Raw genomic sequence first — 21803 nt, 5'->3', positions numbered from 1 at the left:
GATCCATGGAACGAGATCTCTTGAAGGATAAGATGGTTGCCTACTACAGGGATATCGCCGAGGACAGGGGGAGGAAGTATCTCAGGGAAGTGAGCAAACTCTCGCGGATCATCGCGAAGGCCAGGAAGACGGAAGAGTTCCTCGGCCGCTACCGGGTCCTCGTCGAGAGCTTCTCCGACGCGATATTCATGCTCGATGAGGACAGGAGGATCATCTCCTGCAACCGCGCTTTCCGGGGACTCTTTCAATTGAGGAAGGACGAGATCGAGAAAAGGACGCTGCGCATCATCACGAGGAGCGATGACGAGTGCGACCGTCTCACCGCGGCCATCGACGATATCATCGCGGGAAACAACACTTCCGTCCTCCCCTGGGAGTTCGTGAGAAAGGACGGCTCCTCTCTCACCATGGAGGTGACGGTCTCGCAGGTGAGAACGTCGCTTGCCGAAGACGCGGCGCCGATCGGCGGGTGTGTTGCCATCCTCCACGACATAACGGACCGCATCGCGCGGGAGGACGCGCTCAGGGCCGCCGAGGAAAAGTACCGCAACATCTTCGAGAACGCGGCCGAAGGGATCTTCCAGGTTGCCGCCGACGGCCATTACATCAGCGCCAACCCGGCCCTTGCGGGGATCTTCGGATTTGACTCGCCCCTGCAGATGACGGGAGACGGGGACCTCAAGACGAGGAAGACCTTCGTCAATCCCGAGGATTACCGGCGCCTCACCGGCATTCTGAAGACCCGCAGGTCCGTGGAGAACTTCGAATCGGAACGGTACCGGACGGACGGCACCAGAATGTGGACATCGACAAACGTCCGCATCATCGTCAACGAGGACAACGGTACTCACTATTTCGAGGGAACCGTCAGAGACATCACCCGCAGGAAGAACCTTGAGTCCCAGCTGCGGCACTCCCAGAAGATGGAGGCCATCGGTACCCTGGCCGGGGGTGTCGCCCACGATTTCAACAACCTTCTCACCGCCCTCATCGGGTACGGAAATCTTCTCCAGGTCAAGATGGATAAGGACAACCCCCTGCGCGTTTACGTGGACCACGTCCTCTCGTCGGCAAAGAGGGCTGCGAACCTGACGAACAGCCTCCTTGCCTTCAGCAGGAAGCAGGCGGTAAACCTTGAACCCAACGGTATCAATGAGATCATAACGGGGGTGCAGAGGCTTCTCGAAAGGCTCCTCAGCGAGGACATCGAGCTTCGCGTGCAGACATCGGCGAGGGAGATCACCATAATGGCCGACCGCACGCAGATCGAGCAGATCCTCATGAACCTTGCGACGAATGCCCGCGATGCCATGACGGATACCCGCGTTCTGACCATCTCCACCGCCCACGCGTCCATCGACAGGGCCTTTATCCACAAACACGGTTACGGCAGGGTGGGGACCTATGCGCGTGTTACAGTGGCCGACACGGGACACGGAATGGACGAGACGGTCAAGGAGCACATATTCGAGCCTTTCTTCACCACGAAAGAGGCGGGCAGGGGAACGGGACTCGGACTCTCCACGGTGTACGGCATCGTGAAACAGCACGACGGGTACATCACGGTGGAAAGCGAGCCGGGGAAGGGAACGGTGTTCCATCTGTATTTCCCCTCGGTGCGGGTGAAAAGGGAGAAGGCAAGGCATGTGGAGCCGAAGATGCCCTCGGGTACAGAGACGATCCTCGTGGCGGAAGACGACCGGGAAACCCTCCAGCTCATGAAGGAGGTGCTCAGGGAATATGGCTACACGGTGATAGGCGCAGCCGACGGGGACGAGGCGGTCCGCAGCTTCACCGAGCACAGGCACAGGATCGGACTCGTCATCATGGATGTGATAATGCCGAAGAAGAACGGCATGGAGGTCTACTCCGAGATCAGCAAGCTGGACCCTTCCGTCAAGGTCCTTTTCGTGAGCGGCCACGCCCGGGACGTGGTCCTCGACAGGGGTGTCGTGGACAGCAGGAGCAACTTCCTCTCGAAACCGATAGCGCCTTCCCTGTTGCTGGAGAGACTGAGGACTCTTCTCGACGCGGAAGTGCCCGGTCCTCTCTAGTATTCGTCAAGGATCCTCTGGACCTCGGCCGGGCGAGACCCCCCGTGACCGCAACTGGTCAAAAACAGACGGTCAACAGAGTCACGGCGGTTGTTCCCGGAAAACGTCTCATCACCCCTGCGCTTCTCGATACGTCCTATACGTCTTATACGTCCCACAGGTCCTATCCCTGTCCTGTTGGTCCTATCAAACCCGCTGTCGTTCGTTCTCTTCTATTTCACCATTCTCTCGAGGTTGCGCAGGAATTCGCTCACGAACCTGTCCGCCCAGCTTTCCTTGAGGAGCGGAGAGGTATGGGCGAAGGTGAGGGAAAGGATTTCTCCCACCGTGGCGGCGGAGATGACCATCACGTGCTCCGCTGCCCGTCGGCCGCTGGCAAGACCCATGTTCTCGATCACGAAAGGGCCCTTCTGACCGGGTTCGACGCGTCCGCCTTCACGGAGAAGGCAGGAAAGGGGAAAGTGCCGGGCCGCAAGCAACTCTTCGATCTTTCCCGCCGGGTCTCCGTACACGCCGGCAGAGAGGTTCTTTGCCGCGGATGCTGCAAAGGCCAGTCTGTCGCTGCAATCTCGTGCCATCCGCCATACGTCGCGGCCTCCGACGTCTTCGTACCGGATGCTCACGGGTGTTTCCATGCACCAGAGTTCTTCGTCGCCGATCCCCGCCCCGCTCGATCCCCTGATGTTGACCGGGGTGTCCACACAGAAACGAACGTCATCCCCGAAGTGCCTGTGCATGACCGAAAGGGCTATTGCCGCGAGAGCGGCATGGACCGTTGTCCCGGCGCGGCGGCATTTCTCCTCCAGGATGGCGGTTTCGGCTGCCTCCAGGGTGTGGACGCGAAAACGGGTGTGCCGCCTGCCCGGCGGCTGGAATTCGTGGAAGGGCAGCGTACCGCCCCTGTTGTCGACGGGGGGTGTCCCTGCCGCCTGACGGGGGATCTTCTTGTTCCCGCATTCCCCTGACGCCAGGAATTCCTCAAGGGATGCCCGGAGAGGCAAGGGGTCCATGCGCGGGACCTCGCCGGCGAGGATCCGCGCGCAGCAAAGAAGCAATTCCTTGGCCAGGCGGACCGCGGAGGTTCCGTCACTTATCGAATGGTGCAGGGACAAAAGGAGATAATGCCGCTCGAAGTCGGCCTTGTCGGTTATGAGGAGGGCCCTCCACAGATGTTGTGAGGTATCGAAGAGGGTGTCCACCTCTCGTTCGACGACGGTATGGAGGTTGGTTCTGCCCAGCTCAAAGAAAGAATGGATGGGGATGTCGCGAAAAGGCACATCGAAGAGAAAGGAAAGCGTTCCTTCCGCCGGGACGATGCGCGCCCGGAGCGACGGATGGCGCTCCCACAGGCAGCGGCAGGCGTGCTTCACGAGCTGGATGTCGAGGGGCCCCGCTATCCGTGTCGACACGCACAACACGGCGAGCCCTCCGAGCAATTCCTCGTGAAGGCGATAGAAGAAGGCCTCCCGTTCGCCCAGCGGCCTTGCCGGAACACCCCTTGAACGGTCCCGTCCCCCGGGCGTCGCCTCGGTCCCTGTTGCTCGCCTCACCATACTTAATCCATTGTGCTCCGAAAGGCGATGTTTTTGCAACCCCAAACGATGGGGTTCGCCGGGAAAGGGTGGCAATGAGACCGGGGCGTCCTGTCCGGCGCCCCGGTCGGTTCCTGTCGGTGCCTTTGGCCTATTCGTTGACGGCTCGTGCTTCCGAAGATATTTCCGGCTTCGATACGGTCACAACGGAAAGCTCCTCGGAAGACAGCATCTTTTCGGCATCGAGGATGATGATGAAGCTGTCCTCCCTTTTGCCCATTCCTTTTATGAATTCGGTCTTCAGATGACTTCCCACGCGGGGCGCCGGGTCTATGAGGTCAGGCTCCAGTTCGAAGACCTCTTCCACGGAATCGACGAGAGCGCCGATGATGGTCTTCTCCTCTTCGAAGGAAACCTCAACGACAATTATGCAGGTGTCGACGGTTTTATCGGTCTCCTCGAGCCCAAACTTCAGCCTCATGTCGAGCACGGGGACAACGCTTCCCCGAAGGTTGATGACTCCCTTCATGAAATCCGGTGTTCCCGGCACTCTGGCGACGGACGTGAACTCGAGTATCTCCCTGATATGGCACACGTCCATTCCGAACATCTCGCCTCCCAGGTGGAACGTTAGATACTGTCTTGTTTCGGTTATCGATGGAACGCTCATTATCTCTCCTCTCCGTGAGATCCAGGATCGGTCATCAAGTCGGTTTCTAACGCTGCAGTCATTCTAGAGCCTCTCAAACTCAGAGTCTCGTCCGTTTCCCATTTCCACTGTACCGGGATCGAGACAGATGTCCTCAGAGGCATCAACCGCAGTGCCGTTCTTTGGTTCTGACGCGAGCATCAGGATCCTTTTCTTGACCGATTCCTGCGGTTTATTCATCCTTTCTTTCTTCCGGTTCATCCTGAAGAACCCGATGTTGCCGAGCAGCTGTTCCGCCTGGCCCGAGAGTTCTTCGGAAGTGGACGCCATCTGCTCCGTCGCGGAGGCGTTGCTTTGAATGATATGGTCCAGTTGCTGGATCGCCTTGTTTATCTGTTCCGCCCCTGCGTTCTGCTCGTTGCTGGCGGCGCTGATCTCCTGTACGAGTTCAGCGGTTCTTTGAATGTCGGGAACGATCTTCGCGAGAAGCTCTCCGGCCTTTTCGGCAACATCCACGCTCGAGGCTGACAGCTTGCTTATCTCTCCCGCGGCAAACTGACTTCTCTCGGCCAGCTTTCTGACCTCTGTGGCGACGACAGCAAAACCCTTGCCGTGCTCACCGGCACGGGCTGCCTCTATGGCGGCGTTGAGTGCGAGAAGGTTCGTTTGTCTTGCTATCTCTTCGATGATGGAAATCTTTGTCGCTATCTCCTTCATGGCGCCAACCGTTTCCGATACCGCCTGGCCGCCGTGCTTCGCGTCCTCGGCTGCCTTGAGGGCGATCTTCTCGGTTTGTTGCGCGTTGTCCGCGTTTTGCCGTATGTTGGAGGACATCTGTTCCATGGACGAAGATACCTCTTCCGCCGAAGCGGCCTGCTCGGTGGCCCCTTCGGATATTTGCTGCGAGGAAACACTCATCTGCTGACTTCCCGAGGCCACGTTGTCCGCCGCGCTATTCACATTGCTGACAACCTCCCGAAGCTTTCCGAGCATGTTGCCCATGGCGCTCAGAAGCTGACCCATTTCATCCGTCGATCCGGTCTCCACGTCGATCGTGAGATCACCTTCCGCCAGGCGGTTGGAGATGAAGACAGCCCGGGAAACAGGTTTGGTGATGCTTCTCGTGATAAGGATGGCGATGGCGATAGAGAGGATAAGCGCCAGGAACCCGATGCCGACGAGAATGTTCCTGGTGTTCTCATAGGTCCTTATGGCCCCCGCGTAGAGCTGATTCATTTGCTCTGTCTGATACTTGACCATTTCAAACATGGTGGCCTGTCCTTTTTCCGTTGCCGGCCGCGCCTTTTCCATGTTGAGTTGTGCCGCCTCCTTGAGCTTTCCTGCCTTTATAAGCTCCACGACCTTGTTGTTCGGTTCTTTTCCCTCAGCGACAGCGTTCTGAAACTTCCGGAGTATCTCCTTCCCTTTCTGGGAGGTATCCAGCTTCTGCAGTTCGTCCAGGGCCTCTCTGTAGGCCCCTCTCGCCGCAGCTATCTTCGCGTTCGCCTTCTGGTGGTACTGTTTGTCGTCAAGGGACATCATGGTGAGAAGCCCTTCCGTAAGGTCCGACATGGCGGCCGAGGCGGTTCTGGCCAGCTCCACCTTGCGGTTCCCTTCCTTCACGATGCGGTCCAGATCACTGCTTATGGACTTGAGACCCAGGATGCCCAGGATACCCATGATGACGAGCAATACCGTGACGATCCCGAAACCTGCTCCAAGACGCGTTCCGATCCTCATATTACCCAGTTTCATTGTCTTCTCCTCCTTGTAAGCTGTAATGGACCAACACATCTATCACGATCAGGCAGCAGCGCCTGGTCACAGCCGCGTTTTGTAAAGAGGTATCAAATGAAATGGCTCCGGGGACAAGGCGGTCTGATGCCTCGCCATTCGCTGTCCCGAAGGCATTATCGTTCTTTCGCGAGGGTTGCTTAAGAAAAAACTCTGAGATAGCCCTGAGGAAACACTAATACCGCTCGGCGGATAAACATTTGCTTTTCAGGTGCCGGACGGTGGACAATATGGGCGAGGTTCGCACAATGGTCATACCTGTCTTTCTTCCCCATGCTGGTTGCACCGCGCGCTGTATCTATTGCCATCAGGGATACATCACCGGTATCGATGAAAAGAGCCTTAGGGAGAGGATCGACCGGGTTCTTGGCGGCAGGGCGGAACCCTGCGAGGTGGGGCTCTTCGGGGGCAATATCTTCGGAGTGGAGCCTTATGACCTGGAGAGACTTTTTTCCTATTTCATTCCCTACCACGGCATCATACAGGGTTTTCGCCTTTCCACGAAACCCGTTCCGCTCCGGGACGACACGGTCGACATCCTCAAGCGCAATGGCGTCAGGCTCATCGAACTCGGTATCCCCACCTTCAACGATGCCATTCTTGCCGCCCTGAACAGGGCCCACACGGCGAACGACCTTTTTCGTGCCTTTGACAGGCTAGGGGGGGAAAAGTTCAGGCTTGCCCTTCAGTTCATGGTGGGCCTGCCCGGCGAGACGATGGGCGACATCGAAGAGACGGTGGAGAACATGGTGAGGCTGAGACCGGAATACATCCGCATCTATCCTCTCGTGGTCCTCAGGAACACACCCCTCTACAGGCTTTACGAAATGGGAGAGTTCACCCCCATCACCTTCGACGAGGCCCTCGAGAGGGCGGCGCTCATCTACCGGAAGGCCCGTCAGGAGGGCATAGACGTCGTCAACGTTGGTCTCACGGACAATGAGATGGTCAGGGAGATGGTTGCCGGGGGGTTCTACCATCCCGCTTTCGGCAGTCTCGTGCAGTCGCGCGTATTCCGCAACGCCCTTCGATCTGCCCTCGGAAAGATCGAAGACCCGCAAGAAGCCACTGTCGTCCTCCACAGGAACGATATCCCTCTCCTCGTGGGTTACAGGAGGGAAAACCTGAGATTCTTCGGCTCCCTGGGCATCAACCTCAGCTGGGACCCGTCGGGCGCCGAACGGGGAAGCTTCGAGGTCATAAGCGGAAACGAGAGGGTGAAGGGCAGGATGATAGAGAGAGGAGAGTGACCAATGACCAAATTCCAATAACCAGAGAAACAGACAATAGCCAATAACCAAAAAAAGCGATACACGCAGTCCGTTGCGCCCTTCTGTTCGGTCAATTGGCTATTGGTCATTATCTTTTTCGTTGGTCGTTGTGATTTGGTGATTGGTTATTTCTTTTTCAGAACCACGTTCTGATGAACTTGAAAAGGTAGTCTATCCTGAGGATCCTCGAGGGTTCGAGAGCGAGGGCCTTCCGGTAATGTTCCCTGGCCAGTTTCCGGTCGCCCGAGCGGTAGAACCTGCGGAAGAGCTCGAAGCAGCGGTCGGCGGTGAAGGCCGCGCGTATATGGTCGAGGCGGCCCTGGAAGTAGGGGTCGTCGAAGATGGCTTCGACAAGCCCCATGCCCTGTCTCTTGAGATTCGCTATGTTGTGGCGGAGGCTGTCGGGATGACTGAAGGAGACGGCGGTCGGCTTCGAGAGGAAGCAGCCTTTCCTGTCGAAGAACACCTTCGAAAAGAAGACCAGGTCCTCACCGTTGTTGAGGTCCACGGCGAACTCGAACTTTCTCGCGTGGCTCCCCCTCATGAGGACCGCGGATGTCGTGTAGGGTATCCGTTTGAGGAGAAGGGCCTGGCACAGCTCCCATGACACGGCATCACCCGGTCCCTCGCCGGGACGGAAGGATATCCTGCCCGCGTCGTCCACCGATGAGGCGGCTGTCGTCACGAAATCTATCTCAGGGTCGTCGAGCATGACGGTGACGCGCGTTTCGATGGAGTCGTCGGTAAGGTACTCATCCGCGTCCAGGAAAGCGATGAAATCCCCCTTCGCCAGTTTGAGTCCCCTGTTGCGGGCGGCGGAAACCCCCTGGTTCTCCTGGTAGTGATAGACAACCCTGGGGTCGCCTGTGTTCTTCACCATTTCTCCCGTGGCGTCCGTCGAGCCGTCATCGATGACGATGACCTCGACGTTGCCGTACGATTGTCTCAGGCACGATCCTATGGCCCTCTCCAAATACGCGGCGTAGTTATAGGTGGGAATGATGATGGATACGAGGGGTGGTTCCTTGAGCACCGCTACCGCCTTCCCTTCTCTTCGAGCGCCCGCAGGAGCACCGCCTCTATCTCGTCGGCGTTGCGCTTCATGGTGAAGGATTCCATCTTCTTCCGCGCGTTCCTTCCCATTGCCTCCTGCCGGGCCGGGTCCGTGAGGGCACAGATGGCGGCGCTCAGAGCCTCGATATTCTCCGGCTCGTCGATGACGTAGCCTTCGTCGGTGGAGACGAAGGCCGAGGCCCCGTTCCACCGGGTGGTGATGACGGGCAGGCCCGAGGCCATACCCTCCATCGTGGTCAGCGAGCAGGCGTCGTAGTAGGTGGGATGGGCGAGTACATGGGCCTCACGGTAGACCTCTTCCGGCGCGGAGCGTTCTCCTGTGAAAGTGACGCGGTCCGCAATCCCCGCGGCATCGATAAGGCCCCGGTATCTTTCCTTCTTTCCCCGACCCATCACGGTGAGCCGCACGTCCTTGCCATATCGTACCGCTCTTCCCAGCGCCTCGATAAGGGGGGCGAGCCCCTTGAGTCTGAAATTTCCCGCGCAGAAGAGGACCGTCGTGGGGCCTGCCGGCCTCTCCGGCGCCGGTCTGAAACGGTCCGTGTCGACACCGTTGTAGACGACGTCGAAGGCGTTCCTGTCGATGCCATAGTGCGCCGACATGTGGTCCCGGACCATGTCGGATATGGCCACTATCCTCGTGAACCTGCGCCTTTTCACGGAGTACCCCTCTATCCATCGCTGGATGCCCTGGTTGAAGCTGTTCCTCAAAAGGAATGCCTTCACACTCCGGCTTCCTCCCGGTTCATAGCTCGCGATCTCCCTTTCCATCCAGATGCTCTGTACCCCGCCGTGGCTCTGGTAGACGTCGAGGTCCAGGATATTGCCGTAGCCCAGCATGACATCGGGACGGATCCTGCCGAGGGCCTGCCTGTGCGTCAGCGCGAAGGACAGGTTCCTACGCCACCGGGGGAAGGAATTCGTGCGAAGGCGTATGAGGCGGACGCCTTCCGTCTCGACACCACGGGCACAGAAGACGCAGATTTCATGACCTTTGCCGGCGAGCCGCCGGGCGAGGTCGAAGGTGTAGCGCTCGGCTCCGCCTTTTTTGGGGTCAAAATTGTATATCGCGAGACCGATCTTCATCCTTCGTCACTCCGCGTCGATAAGGGGCCCGGCAAGGCAGGTCACGCGCGCCTGCCCATGGTCATGAGGGAATTGTAGAAACTCTTCATCGCCTTTGCCTGGAGGTGGAAGCTCCACTCGGTGTCGGCGCGGTTCCGGGCATTCTCCCCGAAGGCGCGCCGTCTGGCTGCATCGCTGACGAGAAGCTCCATCTTGCCGGCGAGGTCAGCCGGGTCCCAGGTCGTGACGTACCCGGTCCTGCCGTCCTCCACGAGGTCGGGGAGCATCCCCCTGTCGGACACGATGGCGGGCCGTCCCATGCTGAGCACCTCCCGGAGCGCCCGGCCGGTGCCGTCGCTTCCGGCGCGCATCATGATGTAAAGATCGAAGGTGTATATCATCGAGAAGTAGTCATCGATGCGGTACCCGGCGATCACGACGTCTTTCTCGATCCCAAGCTCCTTGAGAGGTTTCATGACACTCGTCTCTATCTGGGAACTGCGGCCCACGATGACGAGCTTGACCCTGTTTACGCGGGACCGAAGCGCAGCGAAGGCCTTGAGGATGATATCGTAGCCGCGGTCGGGCTTGAGCCTTCCGATGACGCCGATGACGCATTCGTCAGGATCGATGCCGAGCTCGGCGCGCAGGTCCTTTACCGGACCGTCGTAAGGCTTTATCCCCGGGGGAATGACGCGAAGGCGCTCTTCGGGAAAGGCGAAGCTTTCCCTGTCGCGCGCGGCGAGCCGTTCGCTGTGGGTTACCAGCCCGTCCGTTCTTGCCATGGCCCAGGACATGAAAAGGTTTGCGGGGAGTCCGTCCCGCTTGTGGTCTGTCCTCACGAGCAGGGGCCGTACCCTGGACAACGAGAGCGCCGTGATGGCGGTGAAGTAATCGTGGGAAAGATGAGAGTGAACGATGTCGAACTTCTCTTTCTCTACGTAAGGCCTGAAGGAGGTGAGGTCATGCCACCAGTCGCGGGTGGAGAAGTACCTGTTGAGCCGCAGACCCTCGTAGCAGCGAAGGCCCCTCCTGCGGGCCTCCCTGTCGACGGTCCTCTCGTGAAAGTCCATGGGCGACTTTCTGTAAGCAACGACGACGTCGACTCCCTCGTTCCCGAGGTTCTGGCAGAGGGAAAGCACCGGTTCGGCAGGCCCCGTCCATTTCCAGTCGCTGAAAAGGTGAAGTACCTTCATCTTCCGTAGAACTCACCGATCGAACGGCATATGAAAGCGATCTCCTCCTCCCGAAGCGAGGGGTGGACGGGCAGGGAAATGATTTGCCGTGACGCCTTCTCGGCCTTCGGGAAGGAACCCTCGCCGTATCCGAGGTGGCTGTAGACCTTTTGAAGGTGGATGGGCGTCGGGTAGTGGACGAGGGTGGTGATCCCCCTTTCGTTGAGGTACGCCCTCAACGCCTCGCGCTCTTTAACGGCGATGACGTAGAGGTGATAGACGTGGTACGCGTAAGGCGCCGCGACGGGCCGGGAGACGGGCAGGCCTTCGAGGCCCCTGTCGTAGAGCGAGGCATTGCGCCTGCGTCCCTCGTTCCACTCGTCGAGGTGGGGAAGCTTGACGGAAAGCAATGCGGCCTGAAGCTCGTCGAGGCGGGAGACGAAACCCTGAATGTCATGGACATGCCTGTCCGACTGGCCGTGGGCGCGGAGCATGAGCATCTTCCTGAAGATGTCCTCGCTGTCGGTGACGACGATCCCGCCGTCGCCGTAGCATCCGAGGTTCTTCGTGGGATAGAAACTGAAGGCGGCCACGTCGCTCAAGGTCCCCGCGTTTCGGTCACTGTACCGCGAGCCATGGGCCTGGCAGGCATCTTCCATGATCCTGACGCCATGCCGTGCGCAGATGTCCCGTATCTCATCCATCCGGCAGGGCTGTCCGTAGAGATGGACGGGCACGCAGAGCTTTATGTCCCTCTCTTTCGCGAGAGCCTTTTCAAGCGCGGCGGGGTCCATGTTATAGGAGTCCTCCTCGATGTCACAGAAACGGGGAACGAGGCCGCCCTCGGAGAGGGCCATCGCCGTGGCGATGTACGTGTTGGGTGTGGTGACGAACTTGTCCCCCTCCGTGAGCCCGAGGGCGAGCCCGCCTATCTTGATCGCGTCGGTGCCGCTCGCGACGCCGACGGCATACCTCGTGCCCACGTAGGCGGCGAAGGCCTCTTCGAAGGACCTCACCTCCCCGCCGAGGATGTATTCCCCGGAGGAGAGCACTTTCTCGAATGTCCTCACGAGGTCCGCCTTGATCGCGGCATGGTCTTTCTCTATATCGAATATTCTCACATTCACGATGCAGTACCGTCCTTTTCGGTCATGGCATGCCCGACGGGCTACCAGTACTCCTTCCTGTACTTTCGGTAGAAATCGATGGTCCCGGCTATCCCGTGATCGAGGGATGTCGCCGGCCTCCAGCCCGTCGTCCTCATTATGCGCGTTATGTCGGCGTAGTAATCGCCGGGTTCCACCTCTTTACGCTCCCTGGTGAACTCGGTGAACCTGGTTTTGCCGGTGCCGGCGATGGAAACGATCTTCTCGGCAAGGTCGAAGAAGCTGACGGGGACGCCCGTACCCACGTTGAAGACCTTTCCGTAGGCCTCATCCGTGGCCGCCACCTTGAGCATCGAGTCTATGAGGTCTTCGACGTAGAGGAAATCCCGGAGTATCCTCCCGTCACCGAAGACGGGTATCTCCTCGTCATCGAGGGCCTTGCGGATGAACCAGTTGAAGACCCCGTATTCGTCGTGGGCCATCTGGTGGCGCGGCCCGTAGGTGTTGGTGATGCGAAGGCACGCGCCCCGTATCTTATAGACGTCGTCATAGACGAGGACCATCTTCTCCGCCGTCAGGTTGGTCACGGCGTAGATGCCCTTGGGGTTTGTCGGGTGGTCTTCGTCGACGGGCAGCTTGACGCTCGATCCGTATTCGCCCCGCGTGCCCGCGAAGATGACCCTGGCGTCCCTGTTGTGGTGGCGCAGGGCCTCAAGGAGGACGAGCGTCCCGGTGCAGTTGATCTCCAGGTCCTGCAGGGGGTTTTTCATGCTGTCCACGTGGTTGACCTGCCCCGCCAGGTGGAAGATATAGTCCTTCCCCCTGACGAGATGGTTCATGGAGAGCTGGTTGCGGACATCGGAGACGTTGACCGTCACCCTGTCCGCGATGTCGCGTATGTTGAAGAGGTTGCCGCCCTGACGCGGGAGCATGTTGTCGACGATGGTGACCCGCGCGCCGAGTTCCACGAGCTTTATGCAGAGGTTGCTGCCGATGAAGCCGAGCCCTCCGGTGACAAGGACCTCTTTGTTATCGAACACCTTTCTTTCCTCCCTCATCCCTCTCCATTTCCCACAACCGGGCGTGCTTCATGAAGACGTAGTACATGGTCGATGCCGTGATGATGATGCCGGGTATGCCGTCCAGGAAGCCCATCTTGAAGATATAGTCCCTGAAGAAACGCCAGACGGGACGGAGCAGCATGTTCGCGAGGTGAAATCGGCGGCCCGCCGTGAAAAGGTCCCGGGCGAACGCCTCGGAATAGCGGTCGATGGTCCGGAGCTGGTGGGCCGTATCGGCGTAGGGCGTGTGGAGATAGCGGTTCTTCATGTGCCCCACCCGTCCGGTCACGTGGACCTTCGCGTGTATGCCGCCCTCCCAGCCGCCCCGGTCTTTCCTGTAGAGGCGTATCTCCCGGTCCGGGTACCATCCCCCGTGTCGTATCTCCCGTCCCAGGTAGATATTGCGCCTGTCCGCGATGTAGCCGTCACTCGCCGGGCCCGAGACGAGTATGTCCTCCGCTTCCTGTTTGAACTCTTCCGTGAGCCACTCGTCGGCATCGATGAAAAGGACCCAGTTGTTCCTGCAGTGGTCCTGGGCATATTGATATTTTTCCGGTTGACTTGTGGTATCGAACTGCAGGACCCGTTCCGTGTATTTCGAGGCGATGTCGGCAGTGCCGTCGGAGCTGTGGGAATCGACGACGATGATCTCATCCGCCCATCCGGCGACGCTCTCGAGCGCCCTGGCGATGGTGGCGCTGTTGTTGAAGGTGATCATGTACACGGATAGGGGTGGTCTCGCGTCCTGTTCTCTTTCCATTCTCATGTGGTCCGATGGTGTTACAATACACTAAAAAGTGTTTAAAATCAAATGAGAAGAAGGGGGGAGGGGTGGGGAGCAGGGGCAGGGGCGGATAGGACCGATAGGAGTAATAGGACCAATAGGACATATCGGACCCATAGGACAGATGGGACCAATAGGTCCTATGGGTCCTGGTTTCATGAGTTCCATTCGGTCTTGGTCCTATAGGTCTTATGTGCCCTATAGGTCTTATACGTCCTATAGGTCCTATCTTCCCATAGGTCCTATCAGGTTCTATCAGGACCCTTCCCGCTATTTTTCTCTCAGGTTCTTTATCGTCTTTATGATGTCGCGCGTCGAATGGTCCTTGGGGTCGCCGACTATGGCGACCTTTCCGCCGTAGGACATGACGATGTCGCGCTCGGGGACGTTCTCCTCGGTGTAATCCGTTCCCTTGGCGTGGATGTGGGGTTTGAGGGTGGCGAGGAGGTTCTCCACGGTGGGGTCGGCGAAGAGGATGACGTAGTCGACAGAGTCGATGGCAGATATGATCTCCGCCCGCTCGGCCGCCGGTGTGACGACCTCCTTGCGCTTGCCGAGGCCGGTGACGGAGGCGTCGTCATTGACGGCGACGACGAGAACATCCCCCAGTTCCTTCGCCCCCTTCAGGTACCGGACGTGCCCCACATGGACGATATCGAAGCACCCGTTCCCGAACACAACCGTCTTCCCCGCCGCCTTTTCCTTCTCGATGATACACTTCAAATCATCCAGACCCTTGACTATCTTCCCCATTGAACGCCCATCCTCTCGTGAACTCTTGAACCGTCTCAGGCCTCTAAGCCTGAAACCTGAAACCTGAGACCTGAGACCGTCTCTATATCTTTCCCCCGTTCTCTATCGACCTTTTCAGTTCCGCCACGGTCACGGTCGCCGTTCCCCGCTTCATGACGACGATCCCCGCGGCGTAGTTCGCTATCCGGGAGGCATCGAGGAAGCCCGCCCCGCTGGCGAGGGAGAGCGCAACCGCCGCGCAGACCGTGTCCCCCGCGCCGGTCACGTCCGTCACATCATCCTTGCCGGAGATGGGGATGTGATGAACCTTTCCGTCCTTGAGAAAGAGCGTCATGCCCCTGTTGCCTCGGGTGACGAGAAGGGCGGAAAGGCGCATGCCGGAAAGGACCTTCTCTCCCACGTCCTCTATCGGGTCCTTGTCTTTGAGGCCCGCGAGGGCGTAAGCTTCCGCCTCGTTGGGGGTGATCATGGTGAGCCCCGAGTACTTCTTCAGGCTGTAGCGTGAGTCGCCGACGACGAGCTTGTCGTTGGCAAGGATCTTCATGTATTCGATCACCTTGCCGCTGACGGCGCCGTGCCCGTAGTCGGAGAGGATAACGGCGTCCACATGGGGGCAGATCGCGGCGATCCTTTCCATGAGGAGGGTTTTCTCCCTCGCCGTCGGCCTGCCGCCGTCATCCCTGTCTATGCGGATGACCTGCTGTTTCGAAACGTGGGTGTCCCCGGCGAGGATCCGCGTTTTTGTCACCGTGCCGGCGCTTGTGCGGATGATGCCCGCGGTGTCGATGTTCTTCCTCAGAGAGAAGAAATCCATGAGTTTGCCTCCCATGGAATCGCTTCCCACGAAGCCGACGGGATAGACCGTTGCCCCGAGCGCGGCAAGGTTGTTGATGGTATTGCCGGCACTGCCGGGATAGATCCTCGACTCTTCGTATCGGACCACGACCACGGGGGCTTCCCTCGAGAGGCGGTAGGGCTTTCCTAGGATGAAGACGTCGGCTATGATGTCCCCTACGACGCAGATCCTCTTTCCTTTGAAGCGGCCGAGAAAACGCGCAAGACCCGCTGTGCCCCCTTTTTCCGCCTTCTTCGGTTGTTTCCCCCTGTTTTCAGGCTCTTTCTTCAAGGATATCCCCCACGATTTCAGCGATCTCCCCCGGTTTTATGCCCGTCATGCACTCATGGTTCCCGTCGCACTTCTTCTTGTTGCAGGGACGGCAGGCCATGTCCTTCGAGACGACGCGCGTCGATCTCCCCGGGTAGGCGGTGTAGCGTTCGTCCATCGGCCCGGCAAGGACGACGGTCGGGACGGACAGCGCCGCGGAGATGTGGCGCGGTCCGGTATCGTTGCTGACGACGAAGGCCGCCCGTGACAGGCACACCTTCATGTCCCGTATGTTCATAGACCTGATACCCGCCCGGTCCCCGGCGCGTATCCCGTCGTGGACCCTGCGGGCAAGATCGTCCTCGTTCCTGCCGGGAAGCATGTAGACGTTCATGTCATACCTTTCGATGATCTCGTCGGCGAGTTCGGAGAAATACGCCGCGGGCCAGCATTTCGAGGGGCCGTACTGGGCACCCACTATCATGACGGCGTAGGGTCTCCTCATGTCCGAGAACTCCTGGTCGAATTTTTTCTCCTCGTCGGCCGACACGGCGAGGATGGGCGTTTCGATGGTCCGCGGCACCCCGAGCGTGTCCGCGATCCTGAGGTAGTGTTCGACGGTGGATTGAAGCTCTCTCGCCTCGGGGACCTTCACGTTCAGCATGAAGCCCCGCCTGTTCCGGGCATATCCCACGACGTCGCGCACCCTCAGGTTGAAGAAGAAAAGGGCCGATCTGAAAGAATGGGGCAGGGCGACGGCCCGGGCGAATCCTGCCCTGTTCAGTCTGTTCGTGGTTTCAAAGAAGAGACCCAGCCCCTTGCCCCGGATGGGAACGAAACGGTCGAAGAGGTCGAGCCCGTTGTAGAGATGGATGGCACTTTCCTTCCCCATGGCCCATACCTCGTCCTGCGCGTGCTGCCGGAGGGCGTGAAGGAAAGGGACGGCCATCACCATGTCACCCAGCCAGTTAGGCAGATATACTATCGTCTTTCCAGTCACTCCGCACGCCCATAAAAGGATTGTATCTCACAGTATAATGGAGTCCTCCCGATTTTTCCATTTCTTCGTTGAGCTTCTCCACCCTGTCGAGGATACTCTCCTTCTTTTCGCGCCAGGCCCTCTCGTCCATGTTCTCGACCTCTTCCACGAGACGCCGGAAGCCTTCGGTGTGTTCGAGGCCGGAGCGCGCGTTGACAAAGGCGCACAGCAGGCTTTTGACCTTGTCGCAGTAAAGGTCCACATCGGGGCCGAGCCTCATGCAGGTCTCGTCGGTGAAGTTGTCGAGCCTTTCCATTTCCTTGAGGTCCACCTGTCCCGAGGAAAGGGCGATGTTGTACGCCTTTGTGCCCACGAAGGGAAAGAAGAGGGACCAGCGGAAACGTCCCGGCTTGATGGATGCGAGGAGATCGACAGTTTCCTTGATGTCCCCGATCGTCTCGTGGGGGAGACCGAGCATCACGAAGGCCGACGTGTGAAGCCCGTGCCTGTGGGCGACGGCGAAGGCGTCCTCGATGTGTTTGTTCGTCATGTAGCGGCTTAAGACCTTGCGGCGTATCCGGTCGCTTCCGCTCTCGAGGCCGAACTTGACGATGCGGCATCCCGCGCCTCTGAGAAGCCCGGCCGTCTCGTCGTCGAAGATGCGGGCATGGGCGTTGCAGACGAAGCTTGTGTCCGTGACCGCCCTGTATCTTTCGGTGAACTCCCTCAACCAGGCCTTGTCGAAGGTGAAGATGTCATCGTCGAAGATGAACATCTTTATTCCGGAATAGCGGCCGAGGAGGTATTCGATCTCGGAGATCATCTGGTCCACCGTGTGTCTCCTGATGTAACCCCGCGGGAGATGGCCGCTTCCCTTGTAGACCTCTATGATCTTGTGATTGAGGCAATAGGTGCACCGGAAGGGGCAGCCCCGCGATGCCGTCAGCCCCACCCACCCGTCCTTCGCGTCTACCAGCTTCTGGAAATCGAAGATCTCGTAGTCCTTGAAAGGAAGGTTCGCTATATCCTCGTAGGGGCGCAGCGGCTCGATGACAGGTCTGCCCTTCTCCTTGCGGCCTATGTTCGCGATGCCCCGGGGGTCGCCCTTCTCGATCAGCTCGGCGATGGCCTCCTCTCCCTCGCCGACACATATGAGATCGACCTCGTCGCGCATGAGCGTTTCCATGGGATCCATCGTAACGTGGATGCCGCCGAAAAGGATGGGCACAGCAGAATAGGTCTTGATATCCCGTGCTATATCAAGGGCGTACTTGTACTGGTTGGTGAGGACGGAGAAGCCGATAATGTCGGGTTTGAAGGCAAGGATGTCGCTCCTGATCCTCTTCAGGTCGAGGGGATAGCCGAGTTTCTCGTTGATGTTGAGGAGCCGTGTCTCGATGCCCCTTGATCTGAGGAAACCGGAAATGTAGGAGATGCCGTAGTTGAACCCGACCTGGGTGTTGATGTTGGGATAGATGAAGAGAAAGCGCATACCTTTAAGCCTCTTTCCTGAAAGGGATCTTCCTGAGCGCCTCGAAGACCTCGTCGGGAGATATGGCCAGGAGGCACTCCCGGGTCCTGCAGTCCTTTCTCTTGCAGGGGCTGCAGGAGACATCCTTCCGTATTATGATGCTGTTCTTCGAGTGTGGGCGGTTGACGATGAAATCGGTGGGGCCGAAGAGGCACAGGACGGGGACGCCCGCGGCGGCCGCGAGATGGGTCGTTCCCGTATCTCCACCTATGTAGACGGCGCTCCGCGAGAGAAGGGCGTAGAGCTGTGCGATGTCCGTTTGGCAGGCGAGCCTGGCCCCGTCTCCCACCATCGCGGCGAGCCTCTGGGCCTCTTCGCGTTCACCCGGCCCCCAGATGATCATCACGCTGCCCATTCGCTCCCGCCGTATCATCCCGATAAGGTCGGCGTAGCGTTCGAGAGGCCACCTCTTGAACGCGGAATCCCTGCTGGCAAAAGGGTTCACGGCTATGACAGGGGGGGTGATGCCGTGTGATCCGAGGAAATCCTCTATGTACGCCCGGGCACTGTCGTGCACGAGAAGGGGTGCATTCCCGGGAGGGTCGGAGCATCCCAGATGGCGGGCGGCAAGCATGTTTCGCTCCACCTTGTGTATCCTCTTTTCCGTTCCCTCCACTTTTTCTCCGTAGAAAAGGTGGCTCATGTCCTTCGCGAATGTCTTACCAAACCCTATCCGCCTTTTCCCCCGCGCCAGCTTCATGAGGGCCACGCTCTTCGCGATGCCGTGGAGGTCGAGGATGCAGTCGTATTCCCGCTTGCGGAGGTCCCTCAGGAAATCACGGAGGATATAGGCCTCTGTTGCGAAATGACCCGATCTGAGATGCTTCGTGAGGGCCGCCCGGGGGAAGAAGATGACCTCATCGATGAAATCCTGGTGCGCCAGGATCCCCGTCACGGAACCTTCGGCGAGCCATGAGATGTGCGCCCCGGGAAAGCGCTGTCTCAAGGCCCGTACCGCCGGCACGCTCATCAGGACATCGCCGAGGGAGCTCAGCCGGATGACGAGGATGCTATCCAGCTGTGCCATCTCGGAATATTTCTATGAGATTCTGTGGTATCGTGACGGGTTTCTTGTCGGTGTTCACACAGATGTGCTTTGTCGATCCCTCGACGACGAGGGTCCCGTCCCTCGTTATCACGTAGTGGAAGGTGATGCCCCGTGATTTGAGCTCCGTCACGCGGGTCTTCACGATGAGGATATCGTCGTAGGTCGCGGAGTTGTAGTACCTGGCCTCCAGGCCGACGACGACGAAGTGATATCCCAGGGCTTCCAGGTCCCGGTAAGGGTATCCCTTCTGGCGCATGTACTCGCTTCGTCCCATCTCGAAGAAGGCCGGGTAATTCCCGTAGTAGACGATGCCCATCCTGTCGGTGTCGGCGTAACGGACGCGCACCGGCACATCGATGAACCCCCCATCGACCCTGATGCGGCCCTGCTCCTGCCCCGACATGGTCAGAGTGCCCTCATATACTCGGGTCTCAGCATCGAGGGGTCGCGTTCGGCGAGGACGTGCTGTATGGCCTTGAGCGTCTTTTCTTTCTCTTGGGGGAGCCAGGCCTTGACGGGGAGATAGTTCGAGGCGTGGTTCGACGCGAAGTAGGTATGTTCCACGTTGGTGTTCTGGATCATGATGTAGAGCTCTTCAAGGAGCATGTAGGGATCGGGGACGACAAACTCGCCCGTCTTTATCTGGTCGGCGAGCACCGTGCCGGGAACGACGATGACGCTCAACGCCCCTGCGTAATCGGGCTTGATCCTGCTTAAGAACTTTCCCGTCTCTTCAGCGTGGATCCTGCTTCGCTCCACCCCGCCGAGTCCCAAAAGGACGGTCACGGAAAGGAGCATGCCCGCGTCCTTCACTCTCTTCGCGGCCTCAGCCGTCCTGTCGAGGGTCGTTCCCTTGCAGACCCTGTCGAGGACAACCTGGTCCCCCGACTCGACGCCGAGGTAGACGATACCCACCCCAAGCTCCTTGAGCGCCTTCAGTTCTTCCACGGATTTCTTCAGGATCGATTTCGTGTTCCCGTAGATGCCTATACGTTCCATTTTTGGAAAGGCATCCCTTACAAGCTGCACGATGGGCAGCAGGCGTTTCTGGGGGATGATCAACGCGTCGCCGTCGGCGAGAAAGACCTTTCTGATGTAGCGCGCGTACTGTTTCGCCTCGTTCACGTCCTCGGCTATCTCCTCAAAGGAGCGTACCCGAAACCTCTTCTCCTTGAAGGAGCCGCAGAAAGTGCACTTGTTATGGGAACACCCGATAGTGACCTGGAGGATAAGACTGTCCGCCTCGCTCGGCGGCCTGTAGATCGTTCCTTCGTATTTCATTGTTCAATCCTGTATACCTTTTCCCCTTCTCGCACAAGACCGTATTTCTTTCTGACCATCTCTTCGAGATACCGGTCGTCGTCGCGTATCCTGCGAAGCTCCCGTGAGAGCGCCGCGTTCTCATCCTCCATCTGCATGATCGCCAACCTGGCCGTCCTCGCCTTCAGTTTGATCTTCAAAAGGTCGTATATTCCACCGTCCATGAGAATGAGGTGAAAGAAAATGGTTGAGAGAAAGACTATAAATCCGTATCTCTTTACGGGATTCTCTGCCATGCTTCCTCTATATTAAAGGCACGAAAGCAAAATGTCAACCCGTGAGAGGCGGACGCGGGAAAAAGCCCTACCGGGGGGGATACAGCCCCAAGGTCGCGCGGACCTCTTCCATCGTGGCGTCGGCTATCTCCCTGCAGGCGTCGGCCCCCTTCTCGAGGACGTCGACGACGTAGTCCATGTTCTTCTCGAGCTCACGCGCCTTCTCGCGCACGGGCGTCAACTCTCTCTTCACGTTCTCGAAGAGCATCTTCTTGCAGTCGATGCACCCGATACCCGCCGATGTGCAGCCCTTGTCGATCTCGATAAGCATGGCATTGTCGGAGAAGGCGCGGTGGATGGTGTAAATGTTGCATACCTCCGGGTTGCCGGGGTCCTTCCTGCGTACGCGGTTCACGTCCGTCACGGCCGTGCGGAGCTTTTCCCACACCACATCCTCTTCTTCAAGGATGCCGATGTAATTCCCCAGGCTCTTCGACATCTTCGACTGGCCGTCGACGCCGAGTATTCTCGGGGCCATCGACAGCAGTTCCTCGGGTTCGGGAAATATGGGGGCGAAGCGGGTGTTGAACTTCCGGGCCACCTCGCGGCACAGCTCGATGTGCTGGACCTGGTCCTCTCCCACAGGGACGTAGCCTGCCTTGTAGAGCAGAATATCGGCCGCCTGAAGCACGGGATAGTCCATGAGTCCCATGTTGATGTTCGCCCGGTGTTGCCTCGCCTTATCCTTGAACTGTGTCATCCGTTCGACCTCGCCTATGGGAGTGACGGTGTTGAAGATCCAGGCCAGCTCGGTATGCTCCGGGACATGGGATTGGACGAAGATCTTCGATCTCTCCGGCGAGAGCCCGCAGGCAAGGAGAATGATGGCCGTGTCAAGGGTGCGTTTCTTCATCTCCTCCACGGGGTACTCGATCGTTATGGCATGATAGTCGACAACGCAGAAGACACAGTCATACTCGTCCTGGAGATATGTCCAGTTCCTGATCGCGCCCACATAGTTGCCGAGATGTATCTCACCCGTCGGCTGTATCCCGCTGAAGATCCGCTTCATCTATCCTCCACAAAGAACGGAAATCTCTTTCTCCGCGATTTTTATCGTGTTTAATGTACATCAAACGAAGGGACAAATCAAATAGAGGTAATAGGTGATGGGTAATAGGTGATAGGTGGAGCGGCACATCACATATCTGGCTCCGAGGGTTCACTTCGTTGCCCTATAACCGATTACCCATCACCTATTACCGGCAGGGAAAAAGAAAGCGGGCT

The 21803-nt window shown here is 58.6% G+C and carries 20 protein-coding genes; 2 read left to right on the top strand and 18 right to left on the bottom strand.

The features are described from left to right. The first annotated feature begins 20 nt into the window (after positions 1 to 20). Positions 21 to 2054 (top strand): PAS domain S-box protein, encoded by a 2034-nt coding sequence (locus tag GXX82_14785; protein NLT24304.1) that lies wholly within the window; start codon positions 21 to 23, stop codon positions 2052 to 2054. A 212-nt stretch (positions 2055 to 2266) separates the two neighbouring features. Here the strand turns inward: GXX82_14785 and GXX82_14780 are convergent, their stop codons facing one another. The 3 genes from GXX82_14780 to GXX82_14770 form a co-directional block, all read right to left on the bottom strand. Further along, positions 2267 to 3607 (bottom strand): hypothetical protein, encoded by a 1341-nt coding sequence (locus GXX82_14780; GenBank protein NLT24303.1) that lies wholly within the window; start codon positions 3605 to 3607, stop codon positions 2267 to 2269. A gap of 130 nt (positions 3608 to 3737) precedes the next feature. Further along, positions 3738 to 4256 carry a purine-binding chemotaxis protein CheW gene (locus GXX82_14775; GenBank protein ID NLT24302.1) on the bottom strand — a complete coding sequence of 173 codons (519 nt, stop codon included), beginning with the start codon at positions 4254 to 4256 and terminating at the stop codon, positions 3738 to 3740. 63 nt (positions 4257 to 4319) lie between these two features. Then, a complete protein-coding gene (locus GXX82_14770; protein ID NLT24301.1) occupies positions 4320 to 6029 on the bottom strand; it encodes a HAMP domain-containing protein in 1710 nt (569 codons plus the stop codon). A gap of 230 nt (positions 6030 to 6259) precedes the next feature. Here GXX82_14770 and GXX82_14765 point away from each other — a divergent pair, with 230 nt between their 5' ends. Next, a complete protein-coding gene (locus GXX82_14765; protein ID NLT24300.1) occupies positions 6260 to 7279 on the top strand; it encodes a radical SAM protein in 1020 nt (339 codons plus the stop codon). 157 nt (positions 7280 to 7436) lie between these two features. Here the strand turns inward: GXX82_14765 and GXX82_14760 are convergent, their stop codons facing one another. From GXX82_14760 to trpS, 15 genes are all read right to left on the bottom strand, one after another. Next, positions 7437 to 8333, bottom strand: coding sequence for a glycosyltransferase family 2 protein (locus GXX82_14760; protein NLT24299.1), 897 nt, complete (start codon positions 8331 to 8333; stop codon positions 7437 to 7439). 2 nt (positions 8334 to 8335) lie between these two features. After that, the gene (locus GXX82_14755; protein ID NLT24298.1) at positions 8336 to 9460 is read right to left on the bottom strand and encodes a glycosyltransferase family 4 protein; all 1125 of its coding nucleotides are present in this window, start codon (positions 9458 to 9460) and stop codon (positions 8336 to 8338) included. Positions 9461 to 9501: 41 nt separating this feature from the next. After that, on the bottom strand, positions 9502 to 10635 hold the full coding sequence (locus tag GXX82_14750; protein ID NLT24297.1) for a glycosyltransferase family 4 protein: 1134 nt from the start codon (positions 10633 to 10635) through the stop codon (positions 9502 to 9504). After that, positions 10632 to 11741: a DegT/DnrJ/EryC1/StrS family aminotransferase gene (locus GXX82_14745; GenBank protein ID NLT24296.1), complete on the bottom strand. Its 1110-nt coding sequence runs from the start codon at positions 11739 to 11741 to the stop codon at positions 10632 to 10634. The genes GXX82_14750 and GXX82_14745 overlap by 4 nt, the downstream gene beginning before the upstream one ends. 41 nt (positions 11742 to 11782) lie before the next feature. After that, complete coding sequence (locus GXX82_14740; GenBank protein NLT24295.1) at positions 11783 to 12778, bottom strand: NAD-dependent epimerase/dehydratase family protein; 996 nt, start codon at positions 12776 to 12778, stop codon at positions 11783 to 11785. Continuing rightward, the gene (locus tag GXX82_14735) at positions 12750 to 13541 is read right to left on the bottom strand and encodes a glycosyltransferase family 2 protein (protein NLT24294.1); all 792 of its coding nucleotides are present in this window, start codon (positions 13539 to 13541) and stop codon (positions 12750 to 12752) included. The genes GXX82_14740 and GXX82_14735 overlap by 29 nt, the downstream gene beginning before the upstream one ends. Before the next feature lie 294 nt (positions 13542 to 13835). Then, positions 13836 to 14318 carry an adenylyltransferase/cytidyltransferase family protein gene (locus GXX82_14730; protein NLT24293.1) on the bottom strand — a complete coding sequence of 161 codons (483 nt, stop codon included), beginning with the start codon at positions 14316 to 14318 and terminating at the stop codon, positions 13836 to 13838. An 82-nt stretch (positions 14319 to 14400) separates the two neighbouring features. Further along, positions 14401 to 15444, bottom strand: coding sequence for a carbohydrate kinase (locus tag GXX82_14725; GenBank protein NLT24292.1), 1044 nt, complete (start codon positions 15442 to 15444; stop codon positions 14401 to 14403). After that, entirely contained in the window at positions 15428 to 16423 is a 996-nt protein-coding gene (waaF, locus tag GXX82_14720) for a lipopolysaccharide heptosyltransferase II (GenBank protein ID NLT24291.1), read from the bottom strand. The genes GXX82_14725 and waaF overlap by 17 nt, the downstream gene beginning before the upstream one ends. Further along, a complete protein-coding gene (locus tag GXX82_14715; GenBank protein ID NLT24290.1) occupies positions 16392 to 17894 on the bottom strand; it encodes a B12-binding domain-containing radical SAM protein in 1503 nt (500 codons plus the stop codon). Before GXX82_14715 ends, waaF begins: the two co-directional genes overlap by 32 nt. A gap of 4 nt (positions 17895 to 17898) precedes the next feature. Further along, positions 17899 to 18960: a glycosyltransferase family 9 protein gene (locus GXX82_14710; GenBank protein NLT24289.1), complete on the bottom strand. Its 1062-nt coding sequence runs from the start codon at positions 18958 to 18960 to the stop codon at positions 17899 to 17901. Further along, the gene (locus tag GXX82_14705) at positions 18944 to 19384 is read right to left on the bottom strand and encodes an acyl-CoA thioesterase (GenBank protein ID NLT24288.1); all 441 of its coding nucleotides are present in this window, start codon (positions 19382 to 19384) and stop codon (positions 18944 to 18946) included. The genes GXX82_14710 and GXX82_14705 overlap by 17 nt, the downstream gene beginning before the upstream one ends. A gap of 2 nt (positions 19385 to 19386) precedes the next feature. After that, complete coding sequence (locus GXX82_14700) at positions 19387 to 20262, bottom strand: radical SAM protein (GenBank protein NLT24287.1); 876 nt, start codon at positions 20260 to 20262, stop codon at positions 19387 to 19389. Next, complete coding sequence (locus GXX82_14695; protein NLT24286.1) at positions 20259 to 20537, bottom strand: septum formation initiator family protein; 279 nt, start codon at positions 20535 to 20537, stop codon at positions 20259 to 20261. Before GXX82_14695 ends, GXX82_14700 begins: the two co-directional genes overlap by 4 nt. A 67-nt stretch (positions 20538 to 20604) precedes the next feature. Next, positions 20605 to 21588, bottom strand: a complete 984-nt coding sequence (trpS, locus tag GXX82_14690) for a tryptophan--tRNA ligase (protein NLT24285.1) — start codon at positions 21586 to 21588, stop codon at positions 20605 to 20607. Between the last annotated feature and the right edge of the window lie 215 nt (positions 21589 to 21803).

Origin of the sequence: Syntrophorhabdus sp. (assembly GCA_012719415.1) — a bacterium.
In the GTDB taxonomy this organism is placed as follows: domain Bacteria; phylum Desulfobacterota; class Syntrophorhabdia; order Syntrophorhabdales; family Syntrophorhabdaceae; genus Delta-02.
The sequence above is the reverse complement of the archived record's forward strand: the minus strand, read 5'-3'. Positions and strand labels throughout refer to the sequence as shown.

Bases quoted from the DNA above. Each gene is read 5' to 3' on its own strand.
- GXX82_14780 (NLT24303.1), bottom strand. From the start codon at position 3,607: ATGGTGAGGCGAGCAACAGGGACCGAGGCGACGCCCGGGGGACGGGAC.
- GXX82_14775 (NLT24302.1), bottom strand. From the start codon at position 4,256: ATGAGCGTTCCATCGATAACCGAAACAAGACAGTATCTAACGTTCCAC.
- GXX82_14770 (NLT24301.1), bottom strand. From the start codon at position 6,029: ATGTGTTGGTCCATTACAGCTTACAAGGAGGAGAAGACAATGAAACTG.
- GXX82_14765 (NLT24300.1), top strand. From the start codon at position 6,260: ATGGGCGAGGTTCGCACAATGGTCATACCTGTCTTTCTTCCCCATGCT.
- GXX82_14755 (NLT24298.1), bottom strand. From the start codon at position 9,460: ATGAAGATCGGTCTCGCGATATACAATTTTGACCCCAAAAAAGGCGGA.
- GXX82_14750 (NLT24297.1), bottom strand. From the start codon at position 10,635: ATGAAGGTACTTCACCTTTTCAGCGACTGGAAATGGACGGGGCCTGCC.
- GXX82_14740 (NLT24295.1), bottom strand. From the start codon at position 12,778: ATGAGGGAGGAAAGAAAGGTGTTCGATAACAAAGAGGTCCTTGTCACC.
- GXX82_14735 (NLT24294.1), bottom strand. From the start codon at position 13,541: ATGGAAAGAGAACAGGACGCGAGACCACCCCTATCCGTGTACATGATC.
- GXX82_14730 (NLT24293.1), bottom strand. From the start codon at position 14,318: ATGGGGAAGATAGTCAAGGGTCTGGATGATTTGAAGTGTATCATCGAG.
- GXX82_14715 (NLT24290.1), bottom strand. From the start codon at position 17,894: ATGCGCTTTCTCTTCATCTATCCCAACATCAACACCCAGGTCGGGTTC.
- GXX82_14710 (NLT24289.1), bottom strand. From the start codon at position 18,960: ATGGCACAGCTGGATAGCATCCTCGTCATCCGGCTGAGCTCCCTCGGC.
- GXX82_14705 (NLT24288.1), bottom strand. From the start codon at position 19,384: ATGTCGGGGCAGGAGCAGGGCCGCATCAGGGTCGATGGGGGGTTCATC.
- GXX82_14700 (NLT24287.1), bottom strand. From the start codon at position 20,262: ATGAAATACGAAGGAACGATCTACAGGCCGCCGAGCGAGGCGGACAGT.
- GXX82_14695 (NLT24286.1), bottom strand. From the start codon at position 20,537: ATGGCAGAGAATCCCGTAAAGAGATACGGATTTATAGTCTTTCTCTCA.
- trpS (NLT24285.1), bottom strand. From the start codon at position 21,588: ATGAAGCGGATCTTCAGCGGGATACAGCCGACGGGTGAGATACATCTC.